Raw genomic sequence first — 18051 nt, 5'->3', positions numbered from 1 at the left:
CACATCGTCACGGCACCGCGTCGTCACTTTGCGACGAAGACCACGCCTCGGTAGGCGTCGGCGCTCCAGCGCACCAGCCGGTCCAGATCCTCGGGGCGGACGGGCATCTCGTGAGTGTCGACCCACGTCTCGCCCACCTCGACGCTGATCCACGGGTCCTCGACGATCACCGCGTCGCCGACGCGCGCGTGGGCGACGATCCAGTGCGGCCCGCTCTCACCGTGCATCGGCGCCTCGTCGATCAGCAGCAGGGCCTGCTCGCCCGCGTCGACGCGGCGCGCGATCTCGGACACGGCGACCCGATCGCGGCGCACCGGCATCCCTCGCTCCCCCGCCTGCCGCAGCGAATCGTCCTGCAGCTCCGCGCGGAACGAGCGGTCGAAGCCGGTGAGGCCCTCCAGCAGCGCCGGACCGTCGATGTCGAGGGCGACCTCGACCGTCGCATCGACGAGGTGATCATGCAGTGCGACGGCCAGGCCGACGGGCTCGCACGCGGGATAGTTGCTCGCCCGGCGCCAGAACCCGACCTCTGCATCCCGGTCCGCTTCACCTCCGCTGAAGCCGCCGGCGCTGCTTCCCTCGGAGGCGATCAGTGCCGCGACCGCACCGCAGGTGAACAGCGTCGTCTGGGCGTAGTACCCGGGCTCGTCGTGCTCGGCCGGGGCGAGCCAGCGGACGAAGCCGCCGACGGCCTCTGTGCCGACCGCCGCCCAGGGCCGACGCATCTGCATGAAACCCTGCTCTGCGGCGAACGCCGGCAGTTCGGCGCCGGCAGGAACCTCCCATTTCACCGCGACATCGCCGACGGAGCGCGACCGCTCCACGACCGCGTCGACGAGGAGGACTGCAGCCGCTCGATCTCGCCACCAGACGTCGACGATCTTCACGGCGGCCGTCGCCGGCCTGCCGCTCGTCAGCGCGGCCGCGGCCACGATTCCGTCCGCGTCGCGGGCGACCCAGGTGGTGGGACGATACCCGTTGCGCGGGAGGCGCCACCTCTCGAGCCGTTCCCCCGGCAGGTCGAAGGCCTCGAGCTCGTCTGCGACGTCGGCGGGTAGCGCGTCTGAATCGACGCGGAGCGGTGCGGGCATGTCAGTCCTCACGGGGGATCTCGAGGGCGGTCATCGTGTTCTCGCGGCGCGCGGCGGCCACCAGGAGCGCCGTGTACTCGTGGCGCGGCGCGTTCAGCACCTGCGTGCACGTACCGGACTCGACGACGCGTCCGTTCCAGAGCACCGTGACGGAATCGGCGATCATGCGCACGACGGCGAGGTCGTGCGAGATGAACAGCACCGCGATGCCGATCTCCTCTCGCAGACGCAGCAGCAGTGCGAGGATCTGCGCCTGCACCGATACGTCGAGCGCCGACACGGATTCGTCGCAGATGAGCAGCCGTGGCCGCGGCGCAAGAGCGCGGGCGATGGCGACCCGCTGCCGCTGGCCTCCTGAGAGCTCTGCGGGCCGCTTGCGAGCGATCTCGGCCGGCAGCCCCACCGTCTCCAGCAGGTCGTGGATCTCGCTCGCCGGGCGCCGCGCGACCCGGAGCGCCTCGCGCAGGATCGCGCCGATCGACATCATCGGGTTGAGCGACGAATACGGATCCTGGAACACGATCTGCATCTGCCCGGGCGTGCGCGATCGTCGGCCGGGCGCCAGACGCTCGCCGTCGAACACGATCTCACCCGCGTCCTCCGTCTCGAGTCCGGCGATGCAGCGGGCGAGAGTCGACTTGCCGGAACCCGACTCACCGACCACTCCGGCGATCTGGCCGGCACCGATGCTGAGGGCGACGCCGTCGAGCACCAGCCGATCTCCGAACGTCTTGACGACTCCCGTCGCGCGGAGCAGAGGTGCGTCGTGCGCGACCGGCATCCTGTCATCGCTCGCGTGGGTCGAGACCGCGATGGTCGGGTCCGCCTCGATGAGCGCGCGCGTGTACGGATGCTGCGGATCGGCGAGCACCGTGGCTGTCATGCCCCGTTCGACGACTTCGCCGTGGCGCATCACGAGGACGTCATCGGTGCGGCCTCGCACCATCCCGAGGTCGTGCGAGATCAGGATGACGCAGAGACTCCGCGCCTGCTGCACCGACCGCAGGAGGTCGAGGATCTCGGCCTGGTTCGAGGCATCCAGCGCCGTCGTGGGCTCATCCGCGATGAGCAGCTGCGGGTCTGCGGCGAGAGCCGCAGCGATGGCGACGCGCTGCCTCATTCCACCGGAGAGCTGATGCGGATACGAGCGGGCGACGTGCGCGGGGAGCTTCACCTCGGCGAGCCGCTCGGCGATCGCGCGATCGCGCTCCGCGCTCGGCAGACGGCGCCCGGCCGCGGCATCCAACGTCCACCCGATCTGATCGCCGCACCGGTGCACGGGCGAGAGGCTCGTGAAGGGATCCTGGAGCAGGAGCGTCACCGTGCCGCCGCGCACGGATCTCCAGGCCGCCTGCGCAGCGTCGAGGGCGAGCGTGCGTTCACCGATCCGCACGGAGCCCTCGGCTCGGAAGCCGCGCGGAAGCAGCCCGACGAGCGACTTCGCGGTGAGCGTCTTGCCCGATCCCGACTCGCCGATGACGGCGAGTGTGCGTCCGGGCTCGATGCGAGCATCGAGCGGGTGCACCACCGGGCCGTCGTGCCCGATGACCGTGAGCGCTGTGATCTCCACGCCGCTCACAGTGTCCTGCCCACCTGCGAGAGCCGCTGGCCGGCCCAGTCCCCGGCGAGGTTGACGGCGGAGGCGACGAGGATGATCAGCCCGGCGGGCACGATGACGGCGGCGGGGTTGTCGAACATGATCGCCCGGTTGTCGGTGAGCTGACGGCCCCAATCCGCCGTCCCCGGCGGAACACCCACCCCGAGGAACGACAGCGACGAGAACGCCACCAGCGCGAAGGCGACGTTGAGCATGACGTTCGTGAGCACGAGGGTGGAGACGTTGGGCAGGATGTGCCGGAACATGACGCGCCAGCGTGACAGCGACAGCATCCGTGCCGCCTCGATGTACGGGCGCGCGGACTGCTCGAGCACACCGGCACGCACGATGCGGATGTCGGACGGGGAGAAGAGGAGGATCAGCAGCACCACCGTCACCCAATAGCCGCCTCCGAACACCCCCGACACGACGATGGCGGCCAGGAGCACGGGAAGGGCGAGCAGCAGGTCGGTCCAGCGGCTGATCACGACGTCGAGCCAGCCGCGCTCATACCCGGCGAGGGTGCCCAGGACGATGCCGAGGATCATCGAGCCGATGGCCACGCAGATGGGTCCGATCAGCGCGGATGCAGCGCCTGCCACGGTCATCGCCCACACGTCGCGCCCGAGTTCGTCGGTGCCGAGCGGGTGGCCGGGCGCGCCGGCCGGAAGCAGGCTCGACAGGATGTCCTGCCGCATGGCGTCGGGGTACACGAGCCCACCGAACGCGACCGCGCCGGCGGTCAGACCCAGCACCACGAAGGCGAGGACGGCGGTCGCGGAAGGGCGACGGCGACGTGATCGCGGCGGGGCGGTGAGCAGATCGATCGCGGCGGTCATTGCGCCCCCTCGTTGCGGCGGATGCGGGGATCGAGCATCAGATACGCGAGATCGGCGAGCAGCGCGATGACGGCGATGACGACGGCGACCAGCAGTGTCAGGGACTGGACGACCGCGATGTCCTTGAACAGCACGGAGTCCTGCAGCAGCGTCCCGAGTCCGGGGAGCGCGTACGTCGTCTCGGCGAGCACCGTGCCGCCGACGAGGAACGTGAGCACGAGGCTCGCGCCGGTCACGATCGGGATCGCCGCGTTTCGCAGGGCCGTACGTCGCACCTGAGACTCGGGGATGCCGCGGGCCCGGGCCGACGTCACGTAGTCGGACTCGAGCTCACGCAGCATCGCCGCACGCGTGAGCTTGACGACGATCGCGCCGAGACCCAGGGCGAGAGTGACCGCCGGGAGCACGAGGTGCCAAAGGGTGTCCAGCCCGCCGGAGCCCGCGCCGTAGACGGGAAAGATCCGGAGGTAGTAGGCGAACACGTACAGGAGCAGCAGGCCGACGGCGAACGTGGGCGCACTCAGGCCGACGACCGCGAGGCTGCTGGCGGCGCGGTCCGTCCAGCCACCCGCGCGCACGGCGCTGTGCACGCCGAGCGGCACGGCGACCGCGAGGGCGACGACGAATGCCAGCGCGCACAGCGTCAGGGTGATCCCGACGCGCTGACCGATGGCATCCGCCACCGGCACCTGCAGACGTATGGACTGCCCGAGGTCTCCGACGACGAAGGCGCCCAGCCACTTCAGATACTGCAGCCAGACCGGATCGTCCAGGTTGTACTGCTCCCGGATCGCCGCCACCGCTTCCGGCGACGACGGCCGGTTGCCGAGGAGGTTCTTGACGATGTCTCCCGGTGCGACGTGCATCAGAGAGAAGATGACGACCGACAGCACGAGCAGCACGACGAGCATGCCGAGCACGCGCACCGCGAGCAGCCGGCCGACCGACCGGTACCGCGATGCGCGCGCTCGAACAGGGAGGGTGAGGGTCACTGACCCGTCCGGTACAGCTGGGTCGGCCACGACGAGATGAAGGCGAACGAGCTGTAGTCGGTCATCCCCAGGTCCTTCGCGAACGCGGTCGCCGACTGCCCCCACCACAGCGGGATGTTGATCGCATCCTCTGCCTGCAGCGACTCGGCCTGCACGAGCAGGTCGACGCGGGCCGCGGGGTCCGCCTCCGCCCCCGCCTGTGCGAGCAGGTCCAGGATCTCGGGGTTGTCGTACGCGGCGGGGTTGCCGGCGCCGAGAAGGTAGCTCGGCACCTCGGCCGGGTCGCCCAGCGTCGAGAAATACCACATCAGGTTCGCGCCGTGGTCCGACGACGCATCCAGGCTCGCGAGCCACTCCTCGATCGGCACCTCGCGCACGTTGAGGGTGATGCCGATCTCGGCGAGGTTCTGCGCGAGCGCCTGAGCGGCCGTGCCCAGCTGCGGGCCGGTGTTCGGGGTGAGGATCTCGACGTCGAACCCGTCGGGCACGGAAGAGTCGGCCAGTGCCGCCTTCGCGGCATCCAGATCGAAGTCCCACTGCGGAATCTCGGCCAGAAGGTCGCGCGCCGCGTCGGCGTCGTAGACCTTCCCGAGCGACTCCGGCGTCATGATGGCCGTGGCGGCCTCGCCGTGACCGCGCAGCAGCTTCTCGACGTACGCGTCGCGGTCGACGGCGTGGGCGAACGCCTCTCGCACTTTCGGGTCGTCGAACGGCGCGATGCTCGTGTTGAAGTAGAGACCGACGTACGACAGGTCGTTGACGTAGTCGACGCGCATCGTGTCGAGGTTCTCCCACTGCTGGGACTGCGCGAGGGGAACGTTGAAGGCCACGTCGACGTCACCCGACTGGGCGGCGAGCAGCCTCGTCGACTCGTCGGGGACGAAGTTGACGGTGATCTCCTTGACCTTCGGAAGCTCGCCCCACCACGTGTCGACCCGTTCGAAGGTGACGTGGGAATCGGGCGCGAACTCGGTCACCTGGTAGGGGCCGGTGCCGAGCAGCAGTGCATCCGCGGTTCCGACCGTGCCGTCGTGCTCCTCCCAGAACGCCTTCGATGTGATGAAGGCGGCACCGCCGGTGCTCATGTTCGCCGCGAACGCCGCGTCGGGCTCGGACAGCGTGATCGTCACCTCGGCATCGCCGGTCTTCTCGATCGTGTCGACGTTCGTGAGGTAGTAGGCGAGGCCAGGCGAACTCGTCTCGTCGCGAGCCTGCTCGAGGCTGAAGACCACGTCGTCGGCGGTCACCGGGGTGCCGTCCTGGAACACGGCGTCATCGCGCAGCTCGTAGACGTACGTGACGTCGTCGGGCTGTTCCCAGGACTCCGCGATCCCCGGCTGAATGCGACCCTGCGCGTCGATGGAGACCAGCCCCTCCTGAGCGATCGACGCGATGTAGTAGTTCAGGATGCCGGCCTCCTGGCCGACATAGAGGCTCGACAGCGATCCAGGAAGGGCGACCGTGACGTGGTCGATCTCCGCCCCGGTGTCGGGGCCCGTGCTGGTCTCGGGCGCGGGACTGGAGCAGGCTGCCAGAAGCAGGGCGCCGGCGGTGGCGACGGTTGCTGCCTTCGCCAGACGGGCTGTGGACGGGAACGGCATGGTGTGACCCTCCTCGGGTAGGGGTGCATGAGCGGTGCGAAAACGAGAGCGGTGGTTCTCGCTGCGGCGTCGGGCGTCGAGGAGGACCTCGACCTCGGCGCGCGTGGGACGGTGAGCGGCGAGCGTGCGAACGGCGGCTGCCACGGCGGGGATCGACGCAGCCTCCAGGAGAGTCGTCGCCGACATGCGGCGCGTGAAAGACGGCGCGATCCCGAGCGTGCGCAGACTCGCGGGAAGGGAGATCCCCGCGAGGTCCGACTCCGCGACGAACGCTGACCCGGCCCCGTGCGCAGCGAGCGCGATCGCCGCATCCGGGCGGCTCACCACGAGGTCGTCCGCGCGGTCGGCTCGCCCGATCATGGCGGCCACGACGTCGCTGCAGGTCCCGCGTCCGCGAATCCACGGCAGCGCGGCGAGCAGCCCCGCATCCAGTCGGCCACCCGGGGCATCGACCTCGGCGGCAGTGAGGACGACGATCTCCTCGGCGAAGAGGAAGGTGGTGCGCGTCCCGTTTCGCCGGGCGCTCGTGCGCCGACCATTCGCCGCGGTGACGTCGATGGTGACCGCGATGTCGGCGCGACCGCCGTGCACCATCTCGAGGGCCTTCTCGGCGTCGGCGGTCTCGTGCACCGAGACCTCGATCCCGGGGATCTCTGCGGCGAGTCTCGCGATGGTCGGTGCGATCACGTGCGCGACGCTCTCGACGGGAGCCGCGAATCGGACGACGCCGGCGCGACGGCCGAGCACGCGCGCGAGCTCGGTGGCGGCGGCCGTGAGGCTGGCGTCGATACGCGGCGCATGCCGCGCCAGCAGGTCGCCGACCGGTGTCAGAGTGGCCGCACGCGCGGTGCGGGCGACGAGGGCCGCCCCGAGCCTGGCCTCGAGTCGCTGCACGTGCTGGGTGATGGTCGGCTGCGTGTATCCAAGGGACCGCGCGGCGGCGCTGATCGAACCCTCTTGGTCGATGGCGACCAGAATGCGCAGCGAGTGCACGTCCAGTGCGCGGGTCAGGGCGTCGACTTCCGGCGCATCCACCTCATCCATAGGTAGATGCTATTCACCTTGAGATTTCTATTGTGTAACAATATGTCTCAATGGGACACACGCCGACATACGACGCGAGAACGGGACCGATGGACGACACGCATGCACTGTGGATCTCCGCACGAGACAACGCCGTGTGGGCCCCGCACGGGATCGCGTCGCTCGCCGCCACCCACTGGCTCGACGCCACCGAAAGACGCTTCGACGGCATCCCGGGCATCTGGTGCGCCGACGACGAATCCGCTGTCGGGCGGGAACTGCCATGGGAGGTGCGACTGCGTCCCGAAGAGCAGACCCGCTGCGGCGAGCTGGCACTGCGTGCGAAGGGTCGCGCAGGATCGGTCGCCCTGCGCGTGCTGGATCCTGCCGCCGCAGCCCGGCGCGGGATCGCGAGGATCGAACGGGCGGAGTTCAGCCCATCGCGTCGGGTCGCGGGCGGCTTCACGCCGAGCAGCCGCGCGGTCGTCGCCGAATCCGTCGACGGGCATCACACCGAGACGCAGTACCACGGCATCGTGTCGTTCGTCCTCGACGGACTCGAGTTCGAATTGACCGTCCAGCGCGAAGGCGACGGCTCGCTGTTCGCCGCATTCGCGGATGCCACCAGCGGTGTGCAGAGCTATCGCTTCCGTTTCCTGCGCATGGACGGCCCCGACGCCGACGGCCGTGTCGAACTCGACTTCAACCGGGCCTACCTTCCCCCGTGCGCGTTCTCCGACCACTACGCGTGTGTCTTCCCACCGCCCGGCAACCGCTGGACGGTTCCGATCGCGGCCGGCGAGCTCGTCGTGCGCTGAATCCGGTCGCTGCCGGGGGAAGCCTCCGCTCGGTGGTCCCGCCTGATCGTCAGTCGGTTCCGGATGCCGCGGCTCGCTGTCGCCGCCACGGCAGGGCGAGCAGCACCCCGATCACCAGCAGCGCGGCTCCGAGTCCCGCGGCGTACCACGGGGTCGCGCTGGGGATCTCGAGGTACGTGGTGATGCCGAGGATGCGAGCCAGGCCCCACGGCAGCAGGCCCATCTCGTCGTTCCACAGCGTGAGCGCGGTCTCCAGGCCGATCGCGCCGATGACCACAGCGGGCACGAGCAGTCCGGCTCCGACCCCGGCCAGCACGTAGCCGGCCCCCCGGCGTGCGCCGACCTGCGCGGCCAGCGCCCAGCCGGCGGCCACGAACACCCAGACGAAGAGTGCGAACGCCACCGCGATGTACAGCGTGCGCAGCACCGGCTCGGTCCAGAACGCGAACCAGTACCCCCCCGGTCCCGAGAACGACAGCGCGAAGAGAGTGAGGATGCAGCGGAGCACCACCACCCCGCCGACCGCGGCGATCACGGGCCAGGGCGAACGACGCCGGATGCAGATGCGCACGACGACGGCGAACATGAGCCACGCTCCGAGCACGACGGCGAGGTGCGTCCACGACAGGAACGACGTCTGGACGGCGCGCGTGGCGACCAGCAGCGCCGCCGGGACGATCAGCAGCAGCCAGCGATCGAGCTCGAGCATGCCGAGGGTGGACTCGCGTGCCCGCCAGGGCCGCGTGGACCCGAGCCAGGTCCCCCGCGCCGCGGCGGCCCCGGGCCGGCGCACCAGTCGAGTCCGAGCGGCGAGGATGCCGATCAGGACCCACGCGGCGGCAAGCGCCAGCAGCCCGCGTGCGATCCACGCCATCACCTGGTCGCGCTCGGCGCGATCCACGCCCAGCTGGGCGGCAGTGACGTTGAACGCCGGGTGATCGATGTCGCCCTCATAGCGATCGAGGTGCACGGCGGCGAGCTGTTCGAAGGCGGCGCGATCGGCATCCCATGCGGCGTACGCGTCGGGCGACAGGGTGTCGTGCCACTCGCCCTGATGCAGGATCATGGCGCGATACGCGGTGAGCAACCGGAGCACGTCGACCTCGTAGTCGAGAGTCGAGACGAATGCTTCGCGGAGTTCCGGCGAGCGCCAGGTCGAGGCATCCGTCTGCTCGACCAGCCCGCGCATGCGCTCCGCCGCCGCGACCGCGTCGTCGCCGCCCTCTATCGCCTGCGCGATGTCGCCGCCGGTCGCGTCGCGCGCGATGGCATAGAGGACGTCGAGCACGGCGGAGTCGCCGGTCAGGATGTCCCACTCGAAGATCCACATCATCGGCGGCGGCTCGAGGCCGATCGCGAAGACCCGCTGCGCGGCGAACTGCTCGATGTACATGCCCTGCGCGATCGCCTCTCGCGAGTTCGTCATCGCGTCGACGATCGCCTCGACCGTTTCGGAGTCGTCCGAGAACCACTCGCGCGCCCAGTCCGCCGTGACGTCGGCGACGTCGACGTCGGGGTTCTGCGCCAGGGATGCCGCGACCTGCGTGTTCAGCTCGTACAGCTGCCAGAACCCGGCCTTCAGATACAGCGTCATCGGGCCGGCGCGCCACGGCCCGCCGTCCTGGGTCCATACCCAGATGCCTTCGAGCTGATCGTTCGCAGCGAGGATCTGCTGGAGCGCCCACTGGTACTCGGCGCCCAGGTCGTTGGGAAACGCGCCGAAGTTCTCGAACTCGCGCCGGCTCTGCAGTTCGACGATGCGGCGCTGCGCACCCTGCTCGAGGGTGTCGTTCAACGGCAGCCACGTGTAGAAGTCGCCCAGCGTGTACTTCGTCGACACGATGAGCGCCGGCGAATCGATGCCGCCGAGCACCGCCTCGTAGGACTCCGGATTCGTGTGCATGTCGCCGACGGCGCCGACACCCACCGACCACGTGCGGAAGATCACTTCGCGATCGGATGCCTCCGCCTGCCCCGTGAACGCGCCGAGCATCGTGCGAACGGCATCGACGGTGGTCACCTCGAGCGCGGAGTAATAGTCCCAGCCGCCGACGTCGTAGACGGGCCCCGCCTCGCCGATGCGGATGAGCACGCCGTCGAGAGCGGGCGCCGCGTCGTAGAGCTCGTCGAGCCCGGCGGTGTAGACATCCCAGAACTCGGGGTTCTCGGTGTCGAGCGAGCCGAAGCGGTCGGTGAGATAGTGCTCGAGCGGGCCCGTGAGGGCGAGCATGTCGGTGCGGAGGAACACCTGCACGCCGAGCTCGTCCGCCCGCTCCCAGAACGGCGCGAAGGCCTCGCGCAGGGCGAGCGCCTTGTCGCGGTGATCGTCGCCGTCGGCGTAGACCGGACCACCGGGGGCATCGTCGAAGGTCACGAACTCGACGAACCCGGGAAACGCGAGGGCGTTGAACCCGTTCGCGAGCGAATGGCGGAGGAACTCGTCGAAATCGCGATACGACTCGGCGAGCGCGGCCTCGTCGATGTAGGGAGCCTCGGGCTGGAACACGTCGGCGAACGCCTTCGAGGCGTGCGAGTAGTCGGTGCCCGACTCCCACTCGGCCGGGTCGGGGGCCACACCCACCGCGCCGAGATCGGTCATCCGCAGGGGCAGGGCCGACGGCGCGTGCGCGCCGAGCAGGTCCGCGAGCGGTCGCGCGGCGCGCACCTGCGCGGCGAGGTCGTAGATGGCCCGCACCGTCGCCGTCTCGGAGTCCGAGACGATGCGCAGCGACGCGGCGTCGCCCTCCAGGGTGTACCCGTCGGCCGCTTCGTCACCCGCCGCGGCGGACTGCACGACGGTGAGCGATCCCTCGCCCTCGCGCGTCGGCGCATCGGCGACGGCGTCGAGCAGTTCGTCGATCGCCACTCCGACCCGCACGGTGGCGGGCACATCCAGCGAGACGAAGTCAGGCGGCGCCACCGGATCGGCCACGTCGGGGACGATCGCGGCGGCCGGCTGCATCTGCGCTGCGGGCTCGGTGCGTATGCCCAGCGCGTCGCCGACGGCGAACGCGAGCCCCGCACCCAGCGCGAGCAGCACGATCACGGTGATCACGGCGAGGATGCCCCGCCGTGTCGCCTGTGTCATGCGTGAAAGGCTACTCGCCTCTGCGATGTCCCTTTCGCCGCGGAGTTCGGCACCGGGGCGCGACGAGGGGCCCCGCGCCGGTACGCGCCGACGCGGGACCCTCGATAGCGCGGTCAGGCCGCGTGCGTCCGCCTGCGGCGGACGACGAGCGCTGCCGCACCGGCGGCGAGCATCATCAGCGCGATCGCGAGCGCACCGGTGGCGTCGCCTCCACCGGTGACGGCGAGGGCGCCCGATGCGGTGACGGTGATCTCGGTCCACCCCAGCAGGTCGCCGTCCGCGTCGTACACCGCGAGGCGGTGTGCGCCTGCGACGGCATCCGCGGGGATGGTCACCGTGATCCGGCCGGACGCGTCGAGCGCGCCCACGCCGATCTGGGCGGGCGACGAGTACATCCACACCCGGACGTCCGTGCCCGCGTGCTGCGGACCGGCTCCGATCGTGATGCTGCTCCCGGCCGTCGCAGTCGACGGTGCGGTCACGTCGCCGCGATTACCGTCGACGAGCGACGATCCCGGCAGCGGGTATGTCGGATCAGACGGATCGACGGGGTCCGTCGGATCGGTCGGATCCGTCGGATCGGTCGGATCCGTGGGATCGGTCGGATCCGTGGGATCGGTCGGATTGGTCGGGTCGGTCGGGTCCGTCGGGTCCGTCGGATCGGTGCTCGCCGTCAGACTTCCGACTCGCAGCGACTCGGAGGCTGCGCCGTCGGCGAACCACCATGCCGGGCGCTTCCCGTCGACGGCCAGCGACGCGGGCGCCGTGGCGAATCCCTCGTTGTTGAGGTTGGGCATGCCGGCCGGGCGTGCGACATGCGCGATCCCGGGAGCATCCGTGCCGTTGAGCGTGATCTGCGCCGCAGCACCCTCGCACCCGTCGTCGCACACGGCCCACAGCACTCCGAGCACGGCGTCGTAGTCGAGCGCCATGACGCCTGCCAGCCCGGGATCGATCGTCGTGACGAGCGATGCCGACCCGTCGGCGTTCAGGGCGAACGCGTAGACGTCACCGGTGTCCTCGACCGCGACGAAGAACAGCCCGTCGCCGTGACCCGGGTAGTCGGCGGGGTCGTAGAGCGTGCTCCGCGACCCGTCGACGAGTTCGCCGACCAGGTCGCCGTCGGCCACCCACTCGATCGCCTCCATGCCGAGGTTCGCGCCGACCGCGGGCAGCAGAGCCGTGAGGTCCCACTGCTGGGTCGCGACCACGTCGGGGCCTGCGGCATCGGGAGCGATCTTCAGCACGATGTTCTGGTTCACCCCGCTGTTCGAGTTGTCGCGCTCGGAAGCGACGTACAGGCTCCCGGCGGCATCGACCGTGATTCCCTCGGCGTCGGGACCGTCAGCGGCGGGGTCTGCGGCGTCCTTCTGGAACCGAGCTCGCTTGCCTGCCTCCCAGCCGGGGGCGAACGAGGCGGTGCCGTCATCGGCGATCGCGAGCTTCCAGAAGCGCCCGGTGCCGTTGTCGATCGCCCACAGGAACGTGCCGTTCGCGGTCTGCTGCACGTCCAGGCCCGAGCTGTCCTCGAGGAAGGTCGGCGTCTGATCGATCACCGTCACGTCCGCCGATCCCGGCCAGAGCCCCACCGGGATCTCTCCGGCGCACACGTTCGCCCCGCCCTTGGTGGCCTCGGCCGTGACCGAGAACGGACCCGCGATGTCGGGGCAGCGCCCCCACGTGGTGGCCGCGTGCCCCTCGCCCCACGTGGTCTCGTCGACGAGCAGGTCGCCGTCGAACAGGCGCACCGCGTCACCGCCGCCGAGCCCGAAGCCGAGGTCGGCGCGTTCGATGACGAGGTACTCGCCGGCCGCGATCGTCGTGCCCGCCGCAATGGCGTACGCGTTGTCGTCGCTGTCGTCTCGCACCACGATGCCGCCGACGTCGAGTGTCGATGCGGTCGGGTTCACCAGCTCGATCCAGTCGTCGGGCGAACCGCCGTCGGACTCGACCTCGTTGATGCGCACCGGGTTGCCGCAGGCGTTGCGCAGACCCTTGGTCGAGACCGCGATGTCGACGAACGCGCCCGCACCATCGGGGCAGCTCGCCCAGACGCCGTCCGCGTGGGCGGTGTACGTGTACTCGGCGACGGTGTTGCCGCGCGCGTCCCGCACGGTGACGGTGTCACCGCCGCCCAGACCGAAGGTGAAATGGGTGTTCTGATCGAAGACGAAGAACTCGCCCGATGCGAGAGTCGTGCCGGCCGGCAGTGGCGTCGTGTCGGCGGCGTGCCCGGCCGGATCGTTGTCCATGAGCGTCCAGCCCGAGATATCGAGCGTGGTAGCGCCCGTGTTGACGATCTCGACCCAGTCGGTCGCGTCGCCGTTCGACTCGATCTCGTTGATGGCGGCATCCGGCATCACGCATTCGTTCGCCGCACCGGGCGTCGTGTAGGCGAGCACGAACGGACCGGCGCCGTCGGGGCAGCGCGCGAGCGTCGCCGCCGCGGCGTCGCCGTCGATGGCGGCGTGGCCCTCCCACGTGCCCGAGTCGTCGATGAGCGTTCCTGCGGCGTCGTAGAGACGGATGCGGTCGGCACTGCCGATCCCGATCGGCGCGTTGAACTCCGCCTGCTGACCGTCGACCAGGCCGATGCTGTGCTCGTCGACGATCAGGAACGCGCCGGGCTCGATCGTGGAACCGGGCAGGAACTGCCAGCGGTGGTCATCGGAGTTGTCGCGGATCTCGTAACCCGAGATGTCCAGAGACGTCGTACCCGGATTGAAGAACTCGACCCAGTCGGCCGGCTGCGAGTCGATCTCGTTGATCAGGATCTCGCCCGACGCCGCGAGCGGCGCGCAGTCGTTCGCCGAGCCCGGTGTCGCCACGGTCGCAGGCGCCCAGTCGCCCGTGCCGTCGGGGCAGCGCGCCCACACCGCAATGGGTGCGGTGTTCAGGTATGCGTAGCTGTCGACCTCGGTGCCGGTGGCGTCGTACAGGACGACCTCGTCGCCCTTGCCGAGGCCGAAGCCGAAGTCGACGTCGGTCACCAGGACGACGAACTCCCCCGGCTCGAGCACCGTGCCGGCCGGCACATCGCCGAACTCGGTGCGCTTGTCGTCCGAGATGCGCCACCCGGTGAGATCGGTCGCGCTCGTGCCCGCGTTGTACAGCTCGACGCGGTCGGAGAACCCCGAGATCCCGTCGTACACGATCTCGTTCACCACGACCGTCGAGGCGTCGGGCTCGGGCCCCACCGGCTCAGGGAACGTGTTGGCGGCGGACTTCGTCGGCGCGCTCGTCAGCAGCCAGGCGCCGCCGTCGCCGATTCCCCAGGTCGTGGTCGCGTGCGCCGTCCAGGCCTGCTCGTCGATGAGCACGTTCTCCGCGTCGTACAGCCGTACCCGGTCGTCGCCGCCGAGGCCGAAGTCGAAGTCTCCGGCACCGCCGGTCAGCTCGTCGATGACGAGATACGCGCCGCCGGTGATCGTCGTGCCCGCGGGGAACACATAGGCGTGGTCGTCGGCCGCGTCCTTCACCGTGAACCCGGCGAGGCTGACGGGATCGGCGCCGGGATTGTGGAACTCGATCCAATCACCGGGACTGCCCCCGGACGACTCGACTTCATTGATACGGATGGTGGGCTCGGCGGCGATGACGGCCGTGGGCAGCGCGACGAGAGTGGCTGCGCCGAAGGCGCATGCCACTGTTGCCGCGAGCGCGCGATGCATGCGAGGCATGGGGCTCCTGTGCGGGTGAGAGGGAACCTTGCCACATGACCGGGTCGCGCCGAACGAATCGAAGACGCAGGGTGTCGGCCGGGTGAACGCGAGGCATCACGCCGGCGCGCGACGTCTCGATCGAGCGCCCCGACGACGGGAACGACGGATGCCCGCCCCCGCGTGTGCGGGGCGGGCATCCGTCGAGGCGATACACCGCAAACGCGACGAACCACCACGCCGTGCATGATGTCTCGTCGCGTTCACGGTGTATCCCAACTCCGCGCAGGGCGATACACCGCAAACGCGGCGAACCACCACGCCGTGCATGATGTCTCGTCGCGTTCACGGTGTATCCCCTCTCTGCGAGGGGCGACCGTCAGCTGCTCTTGCGCATCGCGCGGATGCCGGCCCAGAGACCGAGCGCGGCGAGCACGAGGGCGGCGATCCAGCCCCACAGCACCGTGATGTCGCCGAGGTCGCCCGCGAGGAGCGCACGCTCGGCCTGCACCACCCAGTTCACGGGGTTCACCGTGGAGATCGCCTTCATCCAGGCCGGCCCCTCATCCAGCGGCAGCAGCATGCCCGAGAGGATCAGCAGGGGGAAGATCAGTGTCTGCTGCACGCCCCAGAACAGCCACTCGCGGTCTTTGGTCTTCAGCGCCAGCGTGTACGAGAGCGATCCCAGTCCGACGCCGAACACGGCGAGCAGCGCGAGCCCGATCACGAGTCCCGGCACGTTGATCGTGAATCCGAACGGCCAGGCGATCAGCACGATGATGAGCGCCTGCACCACGATCGGCGCGATCTCTTTGAGCGCACGGCCCACCAGCAGCGAAGACCGCGCGAGGGGCGCGACCAGCGTGCGTTCGTGGGAGCCCGTCATCATCTCGTACTGCAGGTTGGATCCGGTGGCTCCGGTGCCGAACAGCACGATCATGACGAGCACGCCCGGCACGAACCACTGCAGCGTCTCCCCCACCGGCTGACCCGACGAGCCGACCAGCAGCGGAGCGAAAAGCCCGAGGAACACCAACGGCTGGACGAGGCTGAAGATGAGCGTGAACGGGTCGCGCACGACGGGCTTGAGTTCGCGGGTGAGCACGTTCCACGTGTCGCGCACGGGGTTCGCCCGCACCACGGTGTCGGGCCGCGTCTCGGTCCGCGCGGTGTCATTTCCCACAGTGGTCATCGGTTCGCTCCCGTCGTCTCGGCCACCGCATCGGTGGCGCCGGATGCCTCGGCGGAGGCATGCTCTTCGCTCTCTTCTTCGTCTGGCGCCTCGCCCTCGCCGGCCTCGCGGAGGGTCCGTCCCGTCAGCGCGAGGAAGACGTCGTCGAGGGTGGGCGGCACCCCTGTCGCCCGCTGCACCTGGATGCCCGCGGCATCGAGAGCGCGCACGGCTGCCGGAAGCAGGGAGTCCCCCTCGGGCGCCGTGAGAACGACGGATGCCTCGCCTTCCCGTCGCACCTCGCGATCGGTGAGCCGCTGGATCACGGCGACGGCGGTCTCGGCATCCGCTCCCGACGCGAAGCCGAAGGTCAGCTCGTCGCCCGCCAGATTCGCCTTGAGCCGCGCCGCGGTGTCGTCTGCGATGACCCGCCCCTTGTCCATGACCATCACGCGCTCGGCATAGCGGTCGGCCTCCTCGAGGTAATGCGTGGTGAGGAATACCGTCGTGCCGTACTTCCGGCGCAGGTCGAGGATGTGCTGCCAGAGGTTCGCACGACTCTGCGGGTCGAGCCCGGTCGACGGCTCGTCGAGGAAGATCAGCGGTGGGGCGTGCATGAGGCCGAGCGCGACATCCAGCCGGCGCTTCTGTCCGCCCGACAGCTGCTGCACGGATCGGGTCGCGAAGCCTGAAAGATCCAGCGACTCGATCAGCTCGTCGGCCCGCGCGCGCGACGCCGCCTTGGACATTCCATAGAACGCGCCCTGGCTGAGCAGCTCGTCGCGTGCCCGCTGCGAGAAGCTGCCGCTGGTCAGCTGCCCGACATAGCCGATGCGGGCACGCACCTCGGCCGGCTGGCGGAGGATGTCGAAGCCGACGACCCGAGCGGTGCCGGCCGTCGGCGGGATGAGGGTGGTGAGCATGCGCAGGCTCGTGGATTTGCCGGCGCCGTTGGGTCCCAGGAACGCGACGAGCTCTCCACGCGCGACCTGGAAGGTGAGATCGGTGACCGCCGCGACGGTCTTCTTCTTGACGCTGAAGCGTTTGGTCAAGCCCTGCGCTTCGATGATCGGTTCGTTCGCCATGGGGCAAGGCTAGAAAGCTATGCGGACAGATTCGGTCCGCATTATGAGGCAATCTTGAGGACATGTCCGACACGACCACACGAGCGCTGTCGCTGCTCAATCTGCTGCAGACGCATCGGCACTGGCCGGGTTCCGAACTCGCCGGCAGGCTCGGTGTGACCGAGCGCACCGTGCGCCGCGATGTCGAGCGCCTGCGCGAACTCGGGTACCGGATCGAGTCGTCGCCCGGTTCTGCGGGCGGGTACCGGCTCGAAGCCGGCAGCGCCGTTCCGCCGCTGCTTCTCACCGACGAAGAGGCCGTCGCCATGGCGATCGGCCTGCGGGTCGCGGCATCCCAACGGCTCGTCAGCGGCCCCGAGACCACCATCACCGCTCTCGCGAAGCTCGAGCAGGTGCTTCCCGCACCGCTGCGGCGCCGGGTCGCCGCGCTCGCCGAGACCGTGCAGCCCACGGGACTCAATGCCGGAGCGGCGGTGTCCAGCGAGGTGCTCGGCGAACTCGCACTGGCCAGCCGAGACCACGAGCGCGTGCGCTTCACCTACACCGCAGCCTCCGGCGAGGTCACGCGACGGCGGGTCGAGCCCCACGCGCTCGCACCCGCGGAACGGCACTGGTACCTGCTCTGCTGGGACCTCGACAAGGACGACTGGCGCACGTTCCGCGTCGACAGGCTCGAAGACGTCGAACACACCCGTGTACTCTTCTCTCCCAAGGCGCTCACGCCCGAAGAGATCGAGGAGTTCATCCTCATCGCCCGCTCATGGGTGCGCCAGGCGGTCGAAGCCGATGCCGTCATGGACCTGCCCCTCGAGCAGATGCGCGACATCTTCGGGCAGTGGGGGCAGGGCGCGTCGGCCGAGAACGAATCGCAGACGCGCTGGCCCGTCGGCGGCGGCGACTTCCGCGAGACGATGTACGGCCTGACGTGGATCCCCGCCGGCGTCGAATACTCCATCGACCTGGTCGAGCCGGCCCGCTCCGAGCTGCGCGAGACGGTGGCGCGCATGCTCCGTGCGCTCGACGCGCCCGCTCCGCCACGGCGGATGACGTCGTGAATTGCGGATGCCGCACCCCGCGGCGAACGTCA

The 18051-nt window shown here is 69.8% G+C and carries 11 protein-coding genes; 2 read left to right on the top strand and 9 right to left on the bottom strand.

Annotated elements, in window-relative coordinates; all coding sequences use genetic code 11:
- Positions 1-23 precede the first annotated feature (23 nt).
- From KEC57_RS17350 to KEC57_RS17330, 5 genes are read right to left on the bottom strand one after another with little or no spacing between them, the layout of a single operon-like run.
- Positions 24-1091, bottom strand: a complete 1068-nt coding sequence (locus KEC57_RS17350; protein WP_229385952.1) for a peptidase C39 family protein — start codon at positions 1089-1091, stop codon at positions 24-26.
- A 1-nt stretch (position 1092) separates the two neighbouring features.
- Positions 1093-2661 carry a dipeptide ABC transporter ATP-binding protein gene (locus KEC57_RS17345; RefSeq protein ID WP_229385951.1) on the bottom strand — a complete coding sequence of 523 codons (1569 nt, stop codon included), beginning with the start codon at positions 2659-2661 and terminating at the stop codon, positions 1093-1095.
- A gap of 5 nt (positions 2662-2666) precedes the next feature.
- Entirely contained in the window at positions 2667-3527 is an 861-nt protein-coding gene (locus KEC57_RS17340) for an ABC transporter permease (RefSeq protein ID WP_229385950.1), read from the bottom strand.
- Positions 3524-4519 carry an ABC transporter permease gene (locus KEC57_RS17335; RefSeq protein WP_229385949.1) on the bottom strand — a complete coding sequence of 332 codons (996 nt, stop codon included), beginning with the start codon at positions 4517-4519 and terminating at the stop codon, positions 3524-3526. Before KEC57_RS17335 ends, KEC57_RS17340 begins: the two co-directional genes overlap by 4 nt.
- A complete protein-coding gene (locus tag KEC57_RS17330) occupies positions 4516-7164 on the bottom strand; it encodes an ABC transporter substrate-binding protein (RefSeq protein ID WP_229385948.1) in 2649 nt (882 codons plus the stop codon). The genes KEC57_RS17335 and KEC57_RS17330 overlap by 4 nt, the downstream gene beginning before the upstream one ends.
- Before the next feature lie 89 nt (positions 7165-7253).
- Here KEC57_RS17330 and KEC57_RS17325 point away from each other — a divergent pair, with 89 nt between their 5' ends.
- Positions 7254-7961: a DUF1684 domain-containing protein gene (locus KEC57_RS17325; protein ID WP_229385947.1), complete on the top strand. Its 708-nt coding sequence runs from the start codon at positions 7254-7256 to the stop codon at positions 7959-7961.
- Between the two features lie 49 nt (positions 7962-8010).
- On the opposite strand, the gene KEC57_RS17320 is transcribed toward KEC57_RS17325, so the two are convergent.
- The 4 genes from KEC57_RS17320 to KEC57_RS17305 form a co-directional block, all read right to left on the bottom strand.
- Entirely contained in the window at positions 8011-11049 is a 3039-nt protein-coding gene (locus tag KEC57_RS17320) for a hypothetical protein (RefSeq protein ID WP_229385946.1), read from the bottom strand.
- Between the two features lie 113 nt (positions 11050-11162).
- Entirely contained in the window at positions 11163-14729 is a 3567-nt protein-coding gene (locus KEC57_RS17315) for a lamin tail domain-containing protein (RefSeq protein WP_229385945.1), read from the bottom strand.
- A 358-nt stretch (positions 14730-15087) separates the two neighbouring features.
- Positions 15088-15900, bottom strand: a complete 813-nt coding sequence (locus KEC57_RS17310) for an ABC transporter permease (RefSeq protein WP_229385944.1) — start codon at positions 15898-15900, stop codon at positions 15088-15090.
- Positions 15897-16964: an ATP-binding cassette domain-containing protein gene (locus tag KEC57_RS17305; protein ID WP_229385943.1), complete on the bottom strand. Its 1068-nt coding sequence runs from the start codon at positions 16962-16964 to the stop codon at positions 15897-15899. Before KEC57_RS17305 ends, KEC57_RS17310 begins: the two co-directional genes overlap by 4 nt.
- 62 nt (positions 16965-17026) lie before the next feature.
- On the opposite strand from KEC57_RS17305, the gene KEC57_RS17300 reads away from it, so the two are divergent.
- Positions 17027-18019, top strand: coding sequence for a helix-turn-helix transcriptional regulator (locus KEC57_RS17300; protein ID WP_229385942.1), 993 nt, complete (start codon positions 17027-17029; stop codon positions 18017-18019).
- Positions 18020-18051 lie beyond the last annotated feature (32 nt).

Source organism: Microbacterium allomyrinae, from assembly GCF_020682705.1.
In the GTDB taxonomy this organism is placed as follows: Bacteria; Actinomycetota; Actinomycetes; order Actinomycetales; family Microbacteriaceae; genus Microbacterium; species Microbacterium allomyrinae.
Note: the sequence above shows the minus strand (reverse complement) of the source record. Positions and strands in the feature narration are given on the sequence as shown.